Raw genomic sequence first — 16,440 nt, forward strand, 5'->3', positions numbered from 1 at the left:
CGCGAGGTCATCGACGATCCGTTTGCGCCTATCGGCGCAGGTCGGCCCGCACATGCCTGATCTTGTGCTCCGGGGTCAGCGTGACGTCGAAGATCCCGCCGATCCTCCGCTCGGGGAACGTGCCGGTGAACTCGACCTCGACATGGATGTACCCGTCGCGCGGCTCGGTGCCGACGAGCCGCGTGTGTGTGTCGTAGCCGATGAAGTACGACCGGAAGTACTCGCCGATCCCGGGGTGCCCCTCGAAGACCTCACCGACGGACGGGTCGTCCAGGACGGCGTCCTGAGTGAAGAACGCGAGGTAGGCGGCCGGGTCGTGGGAGTTGGTCGCGGCGATCCACTCGTCGATGGCGGTGTCGTGCTCGCTGCTAGTCATGTGCTGTTCCTTCATGTCTGTGCGGTGGGACGGACGACGAGCTCGTTGACGTCCACGGTCGAGGGCTGGTCGACGGCAAACGCGATGGCTTCCGCGATCGCAGAGGCTGGGATCGCGAGATGTTCGGCCGCGGAGCGGGCTGCCTGCCGAGCCTCGTGGTTGCCGCCACGGTAGGTGAGCTCGCTGTGCGTGAAGCCGGGGCTGACGACGGTCACACGGATGTCCGTGGTCTCCTGACGCAGCCCCTCGGAGATGGCGCGCACGGCGAACTTAGTGGCGCTGTAGACGGCGGCCGTTGGGTCGACGCGGTGCCCGGCGACGGACGAGACGTTGACGACATGACCCGAGCCCTGTCGCCGCATGGTCGGCAGCACTGCAGCGATCCCGTGCAGGACGCCGCGGAGGTTGACGTCGATCATCTGGTTCCACTCGTCGATTCGAAGGTCAGCGACGGGTGAGAGCGGCATCACCCCCGCGTTGTTCACGAGCACGTCGATGCCGCCGAACCGTTCGAGCGCCGCGGAGGCGAACTCCTGCACGGACGCGAGGTCGGTGACGTCGAGTGCGCGGTGCGCGACGTCGGCTCCACCTTCACGTAGTTCGGCTGCCAGGGCCGCGAGCCGTTCTGTCCGGCGTGCGCCGAGGAACACCCGGTGGCCGGCCTGCGCGAGGCGGCGTGCCGTCGCCTCGCCGATACCGCTGCTCGCGCCCGTGACGAGGATCGTCTTCCGCCCGGCGGCGCTCATCGCTGGAATGCCGTGGAGGTGAGGCCGTTGATGGTGGTGGGCCCGTACTGGAAGGGCAGCGCGATGCTCTCCATCACCGTCATCGGGTAGTCGAGCTCCGGTGTGGTCATCGCTGACAGCCGGGCCAGCTGCTCGTCGTCGAGCTCGATGTCGATCGAGCCGAGGTTGGCGTCGAGCTGTTCGACGGTGCGCGCCCCGATCAGCGTGGACGTCACAGCGTCCTGCTGCCGCACCCAGGCCAGGGCGACACCGGCTACCGTGCCACCCACGTTGCCGGCGATCTCGCCCAGAACGTCGACCAGGTCGAACAGTGCGTCGCCTACGTGGGGCGCGACGTGCGCGCCGCGGCGGGTGTCCCCTGCGGTCGGCGTGGCTCGCGTGTACTTGCCGGAGAGCGCCCCGCTCGCGAGGGGGCTCCATGGCACGACGCCGAGGCCGAGCTCCCGCGCCAGGCCGAACTGTTCCCCTTCCGGGGTACGAGCCAGGAGGGAGTACTCGTCCTGCAGGGCGGCGATCGGCGCCCGGTCGCGCCATTCGGCCAGCGTCACGGCCCGGGAGACCCACCAGGCGGGCGTGTTGGACACGCCGATCGCGCGGACCTTCCCGGCGCGGACGAGGTCGTCGAGCGTGGAGAGCGTCTCCTCCATCGGGGTGTGCCGGTCCCACTGGTGCATCCAGTACAGGTCGACGTAGTCGATCTGCAGGCGGCGCAGGGATGCGTCGATCTCCTCGTGGATCGCCTTGCGGCTGGTACCGCCCGCGTTCGGGTCGTCCGGACGCATGGTCCCGCCGAACTTCGTGGCGAGCACCGCACGCTGACGACGCTCGGGGCGCTCGGCGAAGTACCGGCCGAGCACCTCCTCCGATTGGCCGCCGTTGTAGGCGTTGGCCGTGTCGACGAAGTTCCCGCCGAGGTCGAAGTAGCGGTCCAGGATGCGGAAGGCATCCTCGGGTGCGGTGCCCCAGCTGCCGTCGTCGAAATTCATGGCGCCGAGCGCGAGCGGGCTGACCCGCAGTCCGCTGCGGCCCAGGGTGCGGTAGTGGTCAAGAGGCATCGCTGTTCACCTTCGTGATTGTGGACGAGCCGCCGGTCGACGACTCAACACACTCAGGCTGCGCCGGCACTCGCCGTCCAGGAAGGGTGCGTCAACCAGGGAGCAGCGCACCCCCTTTTGCGCGGTCGCCGGCGATGACATGCGACTCCGATCCGTGGCATGATATTTTTATACCGCTCGTTAAGAAAACGAGGATCGATAAGCTGGAGGAGACCATGGCAGGACCGGGAAGGCCACGCGCTTTCGACACGGACGCCGCGTTGGACGCCGCCGTGGAGGTGTTCTGGCGCCGTGGTTTCGCGGGGGCGAGCCTCACCGAGCTGTCCTCCGCCATGGGGATCAACAAGCCGAGCGTCTACGGGGCGTTCGGTGACAAGGCCCAGCTGTTCCAGTCGGCGCTGCACCGCTACGTCGAACGCAACATGGGGTACGTCACCGATGCCCTGGAACAGCCGACGGCACGAGAGTGCGCACAGGCCTTTCTCACAGGCAACGCCCGCGCCGTGACCATGCCCGGCCGGCCGGCGGGATGCCTGTCCGTGCAAGCAGTCGCCACCCCGGACGACTCCGGCGAGTACGCCGTGCTGGCCCGGAACCGTGCGACGGTTCAACAGCTTTTCGCCGACCGGTTCCGGCGCGCGATCGCCGTCGGCGATCTGCCCGCGGACGAGGATCCCGACGAGCTCGCCACGTTCCTCATCACGCTCAGCAGCGGGTTCGCGATCCGTGCCGCCGACGGGACCCCGCGGGAGTCCCTGCTGGCCAGTGCGCACAGGGCCATGTCCGCCTTCCCGTCCACTGCCACCTAATCCCTCGTCTCGAAGGAGAACACCCATGACTGAGACCACCGCGTCACTCGACACCGCCCGCGAGCAGGCCCTCGCCGTCCGTTCGCTCTACGAGGTCCTGGAGGAGCGCTTCAACGGCAAGACCTGGTCGCTGCACGAGCTGATGATCGGCTTCTCCAACGACGTCGGCTACGTCGGCCGACTGTTGCTGGCTCACGACGGCACCTGGGACATCGAGGGTGACCCGCACGCAGAGCTGGAGCACAAGCTCGCCGAGTCGATGTGGTGGACGTTCGTGCTGGCCGACAGGCTCGGCATCGACATCGACGAGGCCTACGCCCGGACCATGGACCGGATCCGCACCGGGCTGGAGTCCACCATCGCCCGCACTGCCCCCACCGGGTCCGAGGCCGGCTGACGACGTCGCTCACCAGCACGCTACGCGTCACTGATCCCGCAGCAACGCAAGGAGCATCCATGCCTGCCACTCAGCCCACCCACCACCTGCACGCGACCGACGAGCCCGAGCACGTCCGTGCACCCGCCGTCACCTACGTCGCCGTCCCGGGCGACGGAGCGCCAGGGACCGACGAGTTCTACCGAAAGAAGGGCCTGGTCACCGATATCGCTGGCGCCCTGAACGAGGGCGGCCCGGCACCGGCCGAAGAGATCCAGTACTGGTACCCGCAGGGTTCCGATCCCGTCGAGATCGCCGACTTCTACAGCGTGAACCCGGTCCCGTCCCTGCTCTACCGGGTCCTGGCACAGGTACCAGCCGGAACCACCCAGCAGGCTGTCGAGGACGCACGCCGCAGGGTCGTCAGCGCAGCGGACACGGCGGCCGACGAGGTCACCGTCTTCGTCATCCCTGAGCAGGACGTCGTCCAGGTCATGCATCACGGTCCCTTCGCCGAGGAGTTTGCCACGCTCGGACGACTCGGCGACTTCGCGAAGAGGCACGGGGTCCACCGCAGCGGCCCGCACCACGAGATCCATCTGGACGCCTTCACCCGGGACACACCCCAGGACGCCCTACGCACGATCCTGCGAGACCCGGTCGCATGAGCGGCACCTGGACAAGAACTCTGGTACCCGGGCGCCTCGAGCCAGGCGGCAGGGAGCACCGCACCCTGCCCGGGTCGGCCGAACGCGGCTAGCGTGAAGCACATGGCGACAGCACCCGGCCCGCTCGGCGAGTTCCTGCGCGCGCAGCGCGCCCGCATCACCCCCGCCGACGTCGGCCTGCCCGACGTCGGCGCACGTCGCGTGTGCGGGCTACGGCGCGAGGAAGTCGCCGTGCTGGCCGGCGTCAGCGCCGACTACTACGCCAGGCTCGAACAGGGCCGGGAGCGGACCCCGTCGGCCCAGGTGGTCGACGCCCTGTGCACGGCACTGCGACTCAGCCCGGACGCCCGCGAACACACCTTCCGCCTCGCCAAGCTCGCTTCGGCGGCGCAGCCGGAAGCCGGACCGGTCAGCCCCGAGCTGCTCCAGCTCATGGACGCCTTCCCCCATGCGGCCGCCTACGTCGTCGACCCGGGGTTCCAGATCCTTGCCGCCAACACCACGGCCAAGGCGCTCCTCGGCCCGGTACAGCTCGCCCTCGGCGCGTTCGACTTCCTCTTCGTCGACCCCGCCGCACGAAGCTACTTCGAGCACTGGGACCAGGTCGCGCGCTCTGCGGTCAGTGCCCTGCGCCTGGCCGCGGGCTTCGCCAGCCCGCACCCGGCCGTCCCGCCGCTGGTGTCCCGGCTCCTTGCCGGATCATCGGAGTTCGCGGCGTTCTGGGCCGACCAGACCGTGGCGGGGCTCAGCCTGACCGAGAAGGTCATCAACCACCCCGACGTCGGCCGGATCACGCTGACCTATCAAACCCTCGACGTCCGCGAGGCACCCGGACAACAGCTCACCGTCGCCACCGCCCCGGCTGGGTCCGCCAGCGCAGACGCCCTCGCACTTCTCGGCACCCTCGAGGCCACCCGAACCATGCGACCTTGACACCCGGGCAGGTCGCGCGGTGCGGTGGCCCCATTCCCCGCGCGAATGAGTGGAGCAGCAGGATCGGGGCTACGCACTGGGGAGAAAGCGCACTCGGCTCAGGCGACAAGCGTCATGTTTCTGGTCGCCAGTCGCGCTGATAGTCAGGGTGGTCGGAGTACACCCCGGCAAGGAGCCGGACAGCGATCATCAGCCCGGAGAAGAGGTTCCTCGAGACTTCTGCTTGGTCGTCGTGCCCACTGCCCGCTGCCTGGTCCCAGATCTTGCCGAACTTGTCGTAGGCAGCCACGATCTGCCGCTTGGCCGCGACGTCGACGAGAACTCGGGCCGGGCTCCAGCGGACGATGTGGCGTTGCTGCTGTGCGAGGAAGGCAGCGCTCGTCGGGGCTCCGTTGCCCGCGCCTGGGATGGACGCGGCACTGTCCGCCATGCGGGCGATCACTTCGTCTTCGTCGAGGCGCGCCCTCAGAAACTCTGTGATCGTCATGCCGTTGATCTTTCCACCGGCCCGAGGGCCCGGCCCATCGGGCGTCCCTCACTGTGCTCGATCGAGCAGCAGTCATGTTGTGCGTGACCCTGTGTCCGCCTCGCCTGCCTCCTCACGTGCTAGAGCGCCGCCCGGTAGGGGTCGACCGGATCCAACCACCGTCGCTGACCGAGGTCGCGGGACTGCTGCACGGATAGGTGACAGGGTTTCTCAGGCGGCGAGTGCGACCTGAGTGGTCAGGATTGCTTCGTACTCGATCGGGGTCAATCGTCCGAGGCGTGCCTGGCGTCGGCGGCGGTGGTAGGTCCGTTCGATCCAGGTGATGATCGCGATCCGCAGGTCTTCCCGTGTGGTCCATCGTTTGCGGTCCAGGACGTTCTTCTGCAGCAGCGCGAAGAAGGACTCCATCGCGGCGTTGTCCCCGGCGGAGGCGACCTGGCCCATCGATCCGACCAGGTCATGGCGGCGTAGCGCGGCCAGGAATTTCCGGGACCGGAATTGCGATCCGCGGTCGGTGTGGACCACGCAGCCGGCCACGTCCGGACCCTCGATCCGACGTCTGGCGACCGCGGAGCTCAGGGCGTTAACGGCCAGTGAGGACTTCATGCGGTCGCTGATGGAGTAGCCCACGATCCGGTTGGAGTAGACGTCCTTGATCGCGCAGAGGTAGAGCTTGCCCTCGCTCGTGGCGTGCTCGGTGATGTCCGAGAGCCACAAGGCGTTAGGCCTGACCGCGGTGAAGTCCCGGTTGACGAGGTCGTCGTGCGCGGGCGGGCCGGGTCGCTTGCCGTTCTTGCCACGTTTCTTGCCGAACACGCTCCACCACTGGTTGCTGGTACAGATCCGCCACGCAGTCCGGTCGGCCATGTCCTGACCGGCCTGGCGTGCTTCGTCGACCAACAGACGGTGCCCGAACTCCGGGTCGTCGCGGTGCGCGTCGAACAACGCGTTCGCGCGATACGCCCCCGCGACCTCGGACTGCATCACGGGGTTGCGTAGCCATCGGTAGTAGGGCTGTCTGGCGAGCTTGAGGACCCGGCACGTCACCGTCACGGGAATCCCCGCCACGGCGAGCTCTGTCACGAGCGGGTAGAGCCTTTTCCCGGCAGCTGCGCCTGTGAGAGGTAGGCGGCCGCGCGGCGCAGGACCTCGTTCTCCTGCTCCAGCAGCCGGTTACGCCGCCGCAGCTCACGCAGCTCGGCCGACTCGCTCGAGGTCACGCCGGGCTTGGTGCCTTCTTCGACGTCGGCGGCATGCAACCAGTTGCGCAGGCAGGACTCGCTGATCCCGAAGTCCTTCGCGATCTGCCGGACCGGAGCCTCGCCACGCCGGGCGACGGCTACGACGTCCTCGCGGAACTCTTTGGGGTGGGGTCTGGGCACGGTGAACATCCTTCCAGCAGTGCCTGTCGGCACCACAAGTCAGTTGTCACCTATCCGTGCAGCAGTCCCCGACGTGGTCGGCCTCGGCGGCTTGGTCACCCGCGCACGCCAGGACTGCCCGGACGTTCTCCTGGCTGAATCCCATTTGGAACATGACCCGCACGATCCGAGCGTTGATCACCGCGCTCTCCTCGTAGTGCCGGTACCCGTTCGCTGCCCGTGTCGCGTTGATCAGCCCTTGTTCCTCGTAGTACCGCAGCAGCCGCGGGCTGACGCCGCTTCGCGCGCTGAGCTCACTGATGATCATCAGAGATCTCCGTCTCGTTGACCTTCACATGATGTGAAAGTTTAGCCTCCCGACATGATCTCCAGCACACGCCACAGCATCGACGTCGACGGGCGTCGCCGGACCTTCGATGTCGTCGAAGGTCCGCAATCACCGGGCCGCGCCCTCGTACTTGTCTTCCACGGCTCACGGCAGTCCGGCGCCGTCCACCGCCGGTTCACCGGTCACATGTACGACTCTCTGGCAGAATCCGGCGGCGCTGTTGTCGCCTACCTTGACGGATATCGCGGCAACTGGAATGACGCCCGTTTGGAGAGCGTGTTCCCGGCCCGCATGGCGAACGTCGACGACGTGGCCTTCGCCCGTGGCGTCGTCGCCGGCCTCGTCGCGTCGCACGACGTCGACGCCGGCCGGGTCCACGTCGTCAGGTACTCGAACGGTGGCCAGATGGTGCTTCGCCTGCTCCACGAGACACCTAGCATGCTCGCGGGGGCTGCGATCGTGGCCGCGACGATGCCCGCGCCAGAGAGCTTTCTCGCGCTGACGCCCGCCCCGGCTCCTGTGCCCGTGCCGACGCTCGTAGTCCATGGCACCCACGACCCGATCGTCCCGTATCACGGCGGCCGGTTCCCCATGCTCACCCGGCGGGTATTCCGGGTCGACGGCTTAGCCCTGTCCGCATTCGAGACGGCGCGCTACCTGGCCCTGCGCAACGGCATCACGGCGAAGCCGGTGGTCACCAGGCTCGAACCGGCTCAGCGCCGAACCCATGACCGGACCTGGATCGAGCAGAGCGACTTCCGCCAGGACGGTCGTCCGCCGGTCCGCCTGCTGACAGTCCACGGCGGCGGGCACACAGTGCCTGGTCCGGGCCGGGCACCGTTCTTCATCGGCCGGACGGCGCGCAGCGTCTCGGTCGCTTCCGCCGTCGCCGAGCACCTGGGCATTGGCGTTGCCCCGCGGCCCTGAGCAGCCTGCCACCACATCAACGACTACCGCGACGGCACGGCTGTTCGCGGTTCAGCCCGCGACCTCGAGCTCGACCTGAGCATCGTCGACGATGCGGCCGTCGTTCGCCACGAGAGCGACATGCACTAGTTGCCCGGTGGGCTGGTCCACGAAGCGTGACGAGCTGGGGTCCCCCGACGGCAAGGGCCTGAACTCGTCAGCCCAGTCGTTCAGCGCCGCCAGGACGACGCCCAGGCGATGCCCTGAGGCTGTCGCGACGTACTTCGGCCGGGGCCGCTGACCCTGCTCCTGGTACAGCACCTGTACCAGGACGCCCGCAGCGACCAACTTGGAGAGCCGATCCGACAGGACGTCCGGCGGTGCTCCCAGCTCCCGCTGGAGGTCGGTGAACCGCTCGACGCCGCGCAGGACGTCGCGTAGCACCAGGCCGGTCCAGCGCTCGCCGAGCAGGTCGAGGCCGCGGGCGATGCCGCACGCATTGTCTGCCATCCCGGGTCGTGCCATGACCAAACCTTGCTGGATTTGATTTTCCATGTCAAGCCACACTACAGTTTTCAAAGTCAGACGCCTAGGTCGACAGGAGGCCGAGTCATGCAGTCAGCCAGATCGGTGGCAGGATTCTGGATCCTTGCCGCCCTGTTCCTCGTGGCAGTGGCTTCGTCCGCGGTGCCGTCGCCGCTGTATCCGATCTATGCGCAGGCCTGGGGGCTGACGCCGTTCGAGCTCACCGTGGTCTTCGCGGCCTACATGCTCGGGATCCTCGTCAGCGTGCTGGTCGCCGGCCGACTCTCGGACCATGTCGGCCGTCGACCGGTGCTCGTCGTGGGCACGCTCGGGATCGTGCTCTCGCACGTCCTGCTGGCGGCCGCCGACGGCTTCGGTGCACTGGTCACCGGTCGCCTCGAACAGGGACTCGCCGTCGGTGTGACCCTCGGGGCACTGGGTGCCGCGCTGATCGACAACGCACCCGTGAAGAATCCTGCGCTCGCCAGCACGCTCAATGCTGCTCTGCCCGCGTTCGCGCTCGCGACCGGCTCACTTGCCAGCGGCGCCCTGGTCGAGTGGGCACCGGCACCACAGCAGCTCGTCTACATCGTGTTCGGCTCGCTGCTCGTGCTGCTGACGCTGGCACTCTTCGTCGTTCCCGATGGTGCCGTGCGCCGGCCGGGCGCCCTGCGGTCGCTCCGTCCCGCGGTCTTCGTGCCTAGCGGGTCCCGGACGATCTTCCGCGACAGCGCCGGCTCGATCGTCGCCGCCTGGGCGATCGGTGGCCTGTTTCTCTCGCTCGTGCCGTCCGCCCTCCTCGCAGACTTCGACATCTCGAACCACTTCACCGCAGGCGTGCTGATCGCCGTGGTCACTGCAACGGGCGGCCTCACCGCACTCCTCCTACAGCGCACCGATGCCCGTCGCGCCCTGCTCGTCGGCCTGGTAGCGCTGATCCTCGGTTCGGCCCTGACCGTCGCGTCCTTCCTCACCCACTTCCTGCCCGGCGTCGTCGCGGCCGCCGTCATCGCAGGCGTCGGTTTCGGCGCCGGGTTCCAGGCACCGGTCCGGCTCGTCCTAGCGACCGCCCCGGCGACCGACCGCGCAGGCCTGATCTCGGCGATCTACGTCGTCAGCTACGTCGCCTACGGACTGCCCGCCCTCGTGGCCGGACTGCTCGTCCCTGCCTTCGGCCTGCCGGCCGTGATCGCCGGGTACGGCGTGTTCGTCGCCCTGGCCGCGAGCGTCGCTCTGGCCCTGCAGTCCGGCTCAAGAACCCGTCAGGTGATCACGACCGTCCCCTGATGCCGCCCCGCTCGCCGGGAGCCGCCCAGCGAGCATGTCATGAACAGGAAACTCAGATGACCGACCACATGAACGCCGTACTCATCGAGGGCTTCGGAGGATCCGACGTCCTCCGTGAGGGAACCCTGCCGATCCCGTCCATCGCCGACGACGAGGTCCTCGTTCGGGTGCGCGCCAGCGCCGTCAACCCGGTCGACGTCGCCATCCGTCAGGGAATGTACGACTTCGCGCACCACCCGTTCCCGATGGTGCTCGGCTGGGACTTCTCCGGCACGGTCGAGCAGGTCGGGGCCTCCGTGACCGACCTGCGCCCGGGCGACGCGGTGTACGGGCGACCGGACCTCACGCGCGACGGTTCGTACGCCGAATACATCGCGGTGAAGGCCGCTCATCTCGCGATCGCGCCAAAGTCCCTCCCGCTGGAGCAGGCGGCGGCCCTCCCGCTGGCCGTGCTCACGGCATGGCAGGGTCTGTTCGACCTCGGCCAGCTCGACGCCGGGCAGACCGTTCTGGTGATCGGCGGCGCCGGCGGGGTCGGCGGGCTCGCCGTCCAGCTGGCCGCCCACAGCAAGGCCCGAGTGGTCGCGACGGCGACCGGCACCGGGATCGACCTGGCCCGCTCCCTGGGTGCCGACGACGTCATCGACTACCGCGGCGACGACCTCGCCAGCCGTGGTCGCTTCGCCGACGTCGTGCTCGACACGGTCGGTGGAGACGCCGGCCAGGACGCCCTGCGGGCCGTGGTCCCCGGTGGCCGCTGGGTCTCGACCGCAGGAGCTGCCGACGAGGGCCTCGCCGCCGAGCTCGGCGTCAAGACGTTCTCCTTCATCGTGGACTCCAACGGTCCCCGGCTGGCCGAGGTGGCGGAGCTGGTCGACGCCGGCGCGCTGCGCCCCGTCGTCCAGGACTGGTTCCCGCTCCAGCACGCCGCCCTGGCCCACGACCGGGTCGCCGCGGGGCACCTGCGCGGCAAGGTGATGCTCGACCACCAGGCACGCTGAACCACCTGACCGGCCCGGCAGACGACCTCACGGGGTCGCTGCCGGGCCGGTCGCATTCGCGCTGCTCAGGCTCCGACCCTCTCCTCAGAACACGGCGTCAAGCCGGGGGTCCAGCGCCATCTTCTCGTCGTCGACGACGGCGATCCGCCGGCTCGTGAACGACGAGCACGATCCCATCCAGTAGCGCATCACCGAGCTGACGGTCGCGCGCGACCAGACTTCCCGGCGCAGTGAGAGCGCTGCCGGGGCGACAAGCGTAGGGACCGACTGACGACAGGCGAAAACGCCGGAGCTCGTGCCGCCGGCCCCGTTCGCCGGAGTTGGCCCGAGTACTGGAATCGCACTTCGGCCGGGGCCATGAACGGCCGTGACGGCCAGGCGTTGCGGTCGCGCCCCTGCTGACCAGCCAGACACACGCAAACCCTGTCCCCAGTAAAGCCCCCGGGGCGCAGGACTCCCTCCCAGCATCGGGAACCACGCCGGGTGCGTGCCTCGGCTGGGAGGAAGACCAGCGGTCCTCACTGAGGACGACCTGGACCGTACAGACGCCGCGGTGCACAGCCGAGGAGATCTGCGCACAGCTCGCCTACGACACCAGCGGGCCATCAACGCTGACACGGCACGCCACGTCGCCTTCGACTGCCACCTCGATCAGGTGGAGCTGCTGGCCGGCTCCGCTGTCTTGCGTCGTGACTTGCTGGGGGTAGCGGGTGGCGCGTCCACCGCCACGGGCTCCTGCCGGACGGCAGTAGCCAGCAAGGCGACGAGTTGCTGCAGCTGTGCCTCGTCGAGCCGGGCCAGCGGGGTGTTCGACAATGCCGCCTCGATGATGGCGCTCCGGGCCTGGAGACCGTCCTCGGTAAGCAGGACGACCCGGGAGCGCCGGTCGGTAGGGTCGACGGCGCGCTCGACGAGCCCCCGGTCGGTCAGCTGATTCACCACGAAGGTCAGGTTCGGCGCGTTGCAGAACAGCCGCGCCGCCATCGTCTTCATCGACGGCGGCGCCTCGTCCGGGTCGATGGCCCACAGGGCCTGGGCTGTCGCGCCCGTCAGCTTGTGCGCCCGCAGGACCTCATCGAGACGGTCGTTGGTTTGGGCCACCACGGAGTTCATCGCGACCACCGCGACTTCCAGGAGAGCCCGCGACATACCTCACATCCTAACCTGCTTCGATCGTGCTGTTCCGGTAGGAGCAGCGGGGATCAGGCCGGTGCCTTCAGTGTTCCCGCGTGGAGGGCCCAGTTCGACCCGACGGCGCTGGGCATGGTGGGCGACGCGAGCAGGACGATGATCCGCGCGACCTCGTCAGGTTCGACGAGCTGCCCGGTGATCAGTCCGGCGAACTGCGGGAAACCAGCCAGGAACTCGGCGTGCTCGACACCGTGAGCGGCGGCGAGTGCGGTCACAATGCCGCCCTCTGCCTCGATCATGCCTGTTCGGGTCGAAGCCGGCGTGACGACGTTGACGCGAACTCCTGCAGGTGCGAGCCGCTCGGCGAGGCCGCGTGAGAAGGCGTTCAGCGCGGCCTTGGCCGTGGTGTAGGGCAGTGGCGCAGTGTGTGGGGTCAGTGCGGAGTCGGAGCTGACGTTCACGACCGCTCCGCGGGCCTGCACCAGTGCGGGTGCCGCCGCTCGCGTGACGCGCACGGCCGCCAGCAGATTGAGGTTGATTGTGCTCAGCCAGTCCGCGTCGTCGCCGCCGAACGGGTCGGTCAGGACGCCGTCGGGGAGATCCCCGCCACCCACGTTGTTCACCAGAACGTCGAGTCGAGGGTCGGTGGCCAGCACCGACTCGACCATCTGCGCTGGTCCGTCCGGCGTGGACAGATCAGCGGACACGAACTGCGCACCGGTCGCCTCCAGTGCGGGGGTGCTCCGTCGGGCGACCGCGACGACTGATGCGCCCTCCGCGAGGAACGCCATGGTCGTCGCCAGCCCGATGCCGCGGCTGGCCCCCGTCACGAGAATGCGCTTACCAGCAAGATCGAGATCCATTGTCACTCCTGTGCTCAAGGTGGGATGTCGTAAGAGAGATGGAGCTAGCGGGACGGCTGCACGACGCGCGCCTGGTCGTGGCCGGCCCTGCGGTTGTATTCCCCGCTGAGCCGGGCGACGGTGGACCGGGGCAGGAACCGCGATACCGTCGCCAGAGCGCGGTCTGTCAGGCCTCCCGGGAAGGACATCGGCCGCGCCCGGGCGAAGTCGTTCAAGGTGTTGGTCGCGATGCGTTGCGGCGAGACCGCCCTCGGGTTCATCGTCGCGGTCGTGTCGTCGAAGAACCCTGTCCTTACCGGGCCTGGGTGTGCCGCCATCACCCGCACCCCGGTGCCTCGCAGTTCCTCCGCCAGCGCCTCGGTGAACGACAGGACGAAGGCCTTGCTCGCGCCGTAGCTCGCTTGGTACGGCATGGGCTGGAACGCCGCCGCCGACGCCACATTGATGATCCCGCCCGCATTTCGCTCCAGCATGGCGGCCCCGAAGTGGTGAGCCAGCGCCATGAGTGCGGTGACGTTCAGATCGACCGAGACGGTATTGGGTCCGAGCGGCCTTCCCAGGAAGGGGCCGAAGGTGCCCATCCCCGCGTTGTTGACCAGCAGGTCGATGCGGAGGCCGCGCTCGTCGACCGTCCGCGTGAGCTCGTCGACACCTCCCGGTCGACCGAGATCAGCGGCGATCGTGTCGACCCGGACCCCGTGGTCGGCCCGGATCCGGCCGGCGAGCTTCTCGAGCGGCTCCAGCGAGCGGGCTACGAGCACGAGGTCGGCTCCCCGCTCGGCGAGCTCGAGGGCAAACGCCTCACCGATTCCCTTGGAAGCGCCGGTGATCAGTGCGGTAACTGCGGTGTAACTGCGCATGAGGTTGTCCCAACGAAGTAGTTTGCTTCGAGACTCGAAGTTACAATACTTAAAGTCTCGAAGCAACCCGCCCCCGGGCGGTGCCTCGGCGCGGCCGACCGCCCGAGCGGGAGGCGCGATTAGAGAATCGGCGTGCCTCAGGACCCGGCCCCCAGCACTGATCAGGCCGCGACGGCAGCCCGCCGAGCCTGGTCTGCTTCGCGTCGACTCCGCGAACGAGGAGCGGAGCACGACCAAGGAGTGCGCCATGAGGCGCCGCGCCCCGCGGCACATTGTGGAGTGGGCAGTCCATGTGGAATGGCTGCGGCCAGGGCGCAACTCACCGGTCGCGGATCTCCGCCGACGGCCGAGACCGCCCCGAGCAAGAACGCTGCCAGACAGGAGCAGGCGGACCCGCCTAGGCGCAAACCGGCTGCCGGCGGCCTCTACTTCCGGATGTGGGAATCCGCGTTTCCCGGCATGCCGCCGATCACCGACCAGACCCAGCATTACGAAGCACTCCATGGCTCCTTAATCGATGCCATCGAAGCCACCACTCGACAGGCTCTCGCGCGCGAGGACCGCATCGTCGGCGACATCTCCTGCACCGGCACGCACCACGGGGCAACCGTGTCCTGCACCTACGCCACGGCCGGAGCCGATGCTGCTGCGCCCGCAAGTCCAGCAAGTCCAGCAAGTCCAGCAAGCTGGCAACGACTGGGCACGGCGCTGGCCCGTAGTGCCCGCCACCGCTCCGGCGTTGAGCGATCGGGCCGCTCCATTGCTCGACCGACCCGGCGCTTCGAACGCGGAAAGCCCGACCCTGTGAGCGAGCTCGCGCGAAGAGGGTGACCCGTGTGGTCGCCGATACTCAACGCATGCCGAGCATTTGTCCAGGCCGACATCCTGATGTCGGCAGGTCGGTGGGCGGGAGGTCGAGCAGCCCAGTTCAGACAGCAGCCCTGGACCCGCGCACGGGGGCTCCGTCGCGGGGGTCTGCCCCGATCTGGTTGACGATCGGGGTGTGCGGTAGTCAGGCCGCTTCTGCGGCCGCGTAGATGGTCTCAAACTCGACCGGGGTGAGGCGACCGAGGGCGCGTTGCCGGCGGCGACGGTTGTACTTCGTCTCGAGCCAGGTCACCATCGCCAGGCGCAGGTCATGCCGGGTGGTCCAGCGGCGCGTGTCCAGGACGTTCTTCTGGAGCAAGGAGAAGAAGCTCTCCCTGCTGGCGTTGTCGCCGGCGCCGTAGGAGCGGCCCATCGAGCCGAGCAGATGGTTGTCGGTCAGGAGGCGTTGGACCTTCTTCGCGCGGAACTGCCCTCCTCGGTCGGAGTGGCAGATGGTCCCGGCCGGTGACCGCAGCGCGATCGCGTTGCGCATCGCGGCCACGGCCAGAGACGACTTCATCCGCGAGTCGATGGAGCAGCCCACGATCCGCCCGGAGTAGACGTCCTTGATCGCGCAGATGTAGAGCTTGCCCTCGGCGGTGGGGTGCTCGGAGATGTCCCACAGCCAGACCTTGTTCGGGGCGGTCGCGGTGAACTGATGGCGCACCACGCCGTGTTCGTCGACCACGGCGAGCAGGTCGTCGTGCGGTGCAGGGCCGGTGGATCCAGCCTTGCCGCGCGTCTTGTGGTGCGAGGCGGTGATGCCCGCGATGCGGCACAGCCGGTGCACCCGGTTCTCCCCGACAGTGATCTGGTGTTCGTCGGCCAGCTCATCGGTCAGGAACCGGTAGCCCAGCGTCTTGTCGTCCTGGTGCAGGTCGTAGAGCACGTCGATCAGGTGGGCATCGTTCCAGTCCCGACGAGAGACGGGGTCCCTCAGCCACTTGTAGTACCCCTGGGTCGAGCGGCCCAGGACCCGGCACGCCACCGCGACCGGCACCCTGATCGGGGCGCCGGCCGCGGCCATCTCACGGACGAGCGGGAAGACTATTTTCCCGGCAGGTTCGCCTGGGACAGGTAGGCCACCGCCCTGCGCAGGACCTCGTTCTCCTGCTCCAGCAGCCGGATCCGCTTGCGGGCCTCACGCAGCTCCGCCTTGTCGGCCTCGCTCAGGCCGGGCCGGCGGCCGTCCTCGACATCGGCCTGCTTCATCCAGTTCGCCAGCGAGCCCTCGGAGATACCGAAGTCCTTCGCGATCTGCGCCAGCGACGCCTGGCCCTTACGGGCCACGGCCACCACGTCGTCGCGGAACTCCTTGGGATAGGGCTTTGCCACGGGGACATCCTTCCAGCGAGGACCAGATCCTCACAGTCAAGGTGTCAACCAAACCCGGGGCAGACCCCACCCACACCAGCGCCGACGAAGGACTCTGGGCCCGCAAAGGCTGGGCCGGACACTCATGACACGCCCGAGCCGAGACACACATCTCTGCCGCTAACCCGAGCTCAAGGCCCTCGAAGTTCGGCTGACCGACGCCCAGGTCCCGGTCGAAGCGGTCGATCTCAATCGACTCGCCAAGGGCCTGGAGATCGTAGGCGGCTCCGTCAAGGTGCTGATCCGTGCCACAGACAAAGAACGCCGAGACCTCTACGAGGCCCTCGGCGTTCAGATCGACTTCGACGCAGCGGCGTCGAGGGTCGTTCTCAGCGTGTCATCCCTGGTCACGCCAGGGCGTGAGGATAAGAGTGTCCGGAGGGGGACTTGAACCCGATCCCCGAGAAGCGCTGGCCTGGGAATCGGCCTAAACACTGGGATCCCCAGCGGTGAATCAAGGGCGGAC

At 68.4% G+C, this 16,440-nt stretch carries 18 protein-coding genes; 7 read left to right on the top strand and 11 right to left on the bottom strand.

All coding sequences use genetic code 11. The features are described 5' to 3' along the window. Nucleotides 1–28: 28 nt before the first annotated feature. From APR03_RS14510 to APR03_RS14520, 3 genes are read right to left on the bottom strand one after another with little or no spacing between them, the layout of a single operon-like run. Nucleotides 29–376 carry a YybH family protein gene (locus APR03_RS14510; protein ID WP_253836704.1) on the bottom strand — a complete coding sequence of 116 codons (348 nt, stop codon included), beginning with the start codon at nucleotides 374–376 and terminating at the stop codon, nucleotides 29–31. An 11-nt stretch (nucleotides 377–387) separates the two neighbouring features. Next, nucleotides 388–1,122, bottom strand: a complete 735-nt coding sequence (locus APR03_RS14515) for an SDR family oxidoreductase (RefSeq protein ID WP_253836705.1) — start codon at nucleotides 1,120–1,122, stop codon at nucleotides 388–390. After that, entirely contained in the window at nucleotides 1,119–2,177 is a 1,059-nt protein-coding gene (locus APR03_RS14520) for an aldo/keto reductase (protein WP_253836706.1), read from the bottom strand. The genes APR03_RS14515 and APR03_RS14520 overlap by 4 nt, the downstream gene beginning before the upstream one ends. 215 nt (nucleotides 2,178–2,392) lie before the next feature. On the opposite strand from APR03_RS14520, the gene APR03_RS14525 reads away from it, so the two are divergent. The 4 genes from APR03_RS14525 (at nucleotide 2,393) to APR03_RS14540 (ending at nucleotide 4,963) form a co-directional block, all read left to right on the top strand. Further along, a complete protein-coding gene (locus APR03_RS14525) occupies nucleotides 2,393–2,986 on the top strand; it encodes a TetR/AcrR family transcriptional regulator (RefSeq protein ID WP_253836707.1) in 594 nt (197 codons plus the stop codon). Nucleotides 2,987–3,011: 25 nt separating this feature from the next. After that, entirely contained in the window at nucleotides 3,012–3,383 is a 372-nt protein-coding gene (locus APR03_RS14530) for a nucleoside triphosphate pyrophosphohydrolase family protein (protein WP_253836708.1), read from the top strand. A gap of 59 nt (nucleotides 3,384–3,442) precedes the next feature. Next, nucleotides 3,443–4,030 (top strand): GyrI-like domain-containing protein, encoded by a 588-nt coding sequence (locus APR03_RS14535; protein WP_253836710.1) that lies wholly within the window; start codon nucleotides 3,443–3,445, stop codon nucleotides 4,028–4,030. A 102-nt stretch (nucleotides 4,031–4,132) separates the two neighbouring features. Next, nucleotides 4,133–4,963 (top strand): helix-turn-helix transcriptional regulator, encoded by an 831-nt coding sequence (locus tag APR03_RS14540; protein WP_253836711.1) that lies wholly within the window; start codon nucleotides 4,133–4,135, stop codon nucleotides 4,961–4,963. A gap of 112 nt (nucleotides 4,964–5,075) precedes the next feature. Here the strand turns inward: APR03_RS14540 and APR03_RS14545 are convergent, their stop codons facing one another. The 3 genes from APR03_RS14545 to APR03_RS14555 form a co-directional block, all read right to left on the bottom strand. Beyond that, the gene (locus tag APR03_RS14545; RefSeq protein ID WP_253836712.1) at nucleotides 5,076–5,450 is read right to left on the bottom strand and encodes a DUF6221 family protein; all 375 of its coding nucleotides are present in this window, start codon (nucleotides 5,448–5,450) and stop codon (nucleotides 5,076–5,078) included. Nucleotides 5,451–5,660: 210 nt separating this feature from the next. Then, a protein-coding gene (locus APR03_RS14550; RefSeq protein ID WP_253836713.1) for an IS3 family transposase occupies nucleotides 5,661–6,832 on the bottom strand; the annotation gives its coding sequence in 2 pieces (ribosomal slippage) (nucleotides 5,661–6,551 and nucleotides 6,554–6,832; 1,170 coding nt in all). A 46-nt stretch (nucleotides 6,833–6,878) separates the two neighbouring features. Then, nucleotides 6,879–7,139 (bottom strand): MerR family transcriptional regulator, encoded by a 261-nt coding sequence (locus APR03_RS14555; RefSeq protein WP_253836714.1) that lies wholly within the window; start codon nucleotides 7,137–7,139, stop codon nucleotides 6,879–6,881. A 54-nt stretch (nucleotides 7,140–7,193) separates the two neighbouring features. Between APR03_RS14555 and APR03_RS14560 the strand changes: the two genes are divergently transcribed. Further along, a complete protein-coding gene (locus tag APR03_RS14560) occupies nucleotides 7,194–8,087 on the top strand; it encodes a CE1 family esterase (protein ID WP_253836715.1) in 894 nt (297 codons plus the stop codon). A gap of 51 nt (nucleotides 8,088–8,138) precedes the next feature. Here APR03_RS14560 and APR03_RS14565 read toward each other — a convergent pair whose 3' ends face one another. Then, entirely contained in the window at nucleotides 8,139–8,576 is a 438-nt protein-coding gene (locus tag APR03_RS14565; RefSeq protein ID WP_253836716.1) for a winged helix-turn-helix transcriptional regulator, read from the bottom strand. A 24-nt stretch (nucleotides 8,577–8,600) separates the two neighbouring features. On the opposite strand from APR03_RS14565, the gene APR03_RS14570 reads away from it, so the two are divergent. Both APR03_RS14570 and APR03_RS14575 read left to right on the top strand, forming a co-directional pair. After that, nucleotides 8,601–9,878 (top strand): MFS transporter, encoded by a 1,278-nt coding sequence (locus tag APR03_RS14570; RefSeq protein WP_253836717.1) that lies wholly within the window; start codon nucleotides 8,601–8,603, stop codon nucleotides 9,876–9,878. A gap of 56 nt (nucleotides 9,879–9,934) precedes the next feature. After that, on the top strand, nucleotides 9,935–10,879 hold the full coding sequence (locus APR03_RS14575; RefSeq protein WP_253836718.1) for an NADP-dependent oxidoreductase: 945 nt from the start codon (nucleotides 9,935–9,937) through the stop codon (nucleotides 10,877–10,879). A 651-nt stretch (nucleotides 10,880–11,530) separates the two neighbouring features. Here the strand turns inward: APR03_RS14575 and APR03_RS14580 are convergent. The 4 genes from APR03_RS14580 to APR03_RS14595 form a co-directional block, all read right to left on the bottom strand. Beyond that, nucleotides 11,531–12,028, bottom strand: coding sequence for a MarR family winged helix-turn-helix transcriptional regulator (locus APR03_RS14580; RefSeq protein ID WP_253836721.1), 498 nt, complete (start codon nucleotides 12,026–12,028; stop codon nucleotides 11,531–11,533). 53 nt (nucleotides 12,029–12,081) lie between these two features. After that, complete coding sequence (locus APR03_RS14585; protein WP_253836723.1) at nucleotides 12,082–12,873, bottom strand: SDR family NAD(P)-dependent oxidoreductase; 792 nt, start codon at nucleotides 12,871–12,873, stop codon at nucleotides 12,082–12,084. A 44-nt stretch (nucleotides 12,874–12,917) separates the two neighbouring features. Continuing rightward, the gene (locus tag APR03_RS14590) at nucleotides 12,918–13,733 is read right to left on the bottom strand and encodes an SDR family NAD(P)-dependent oxidoreductase (RefSeq protein WP_253836725.1); all 816 of its coding nucleotides are present in this window, start codon (nucleotides 13,731–13,733) and stop codon (nucleotides 12,918–12,920) included. Between the two features lie 1,012 nt (nucleotides 13,734–14,745). Further along, a protein-coding gene (locus APR03_RS14595; protein WP_253836727.1) for an IS3 family transposase occupies nucleotides 14,746–15,935 on the bottom strand; the annotation gives its coding sequence in 2 pieces (ribosomal slippage) (nucleotides 14,746–15,654 and nucleotides 15,657–15,935; 1,188 coding nt in all). Nucleotides 15,936–16,440: the final 505 nt, after the last annotated feature.

It is taken from the genome of Promicromonospora thailandica (genome assembly GCF_024171955.1).
GTDB classification, from domain to species: Bacteria; Actinomycetota; Actinomycetes; order Actinomycetales; family Cellulomonadaceae; genus Promicromonospora; species Promicromonospora thailandica.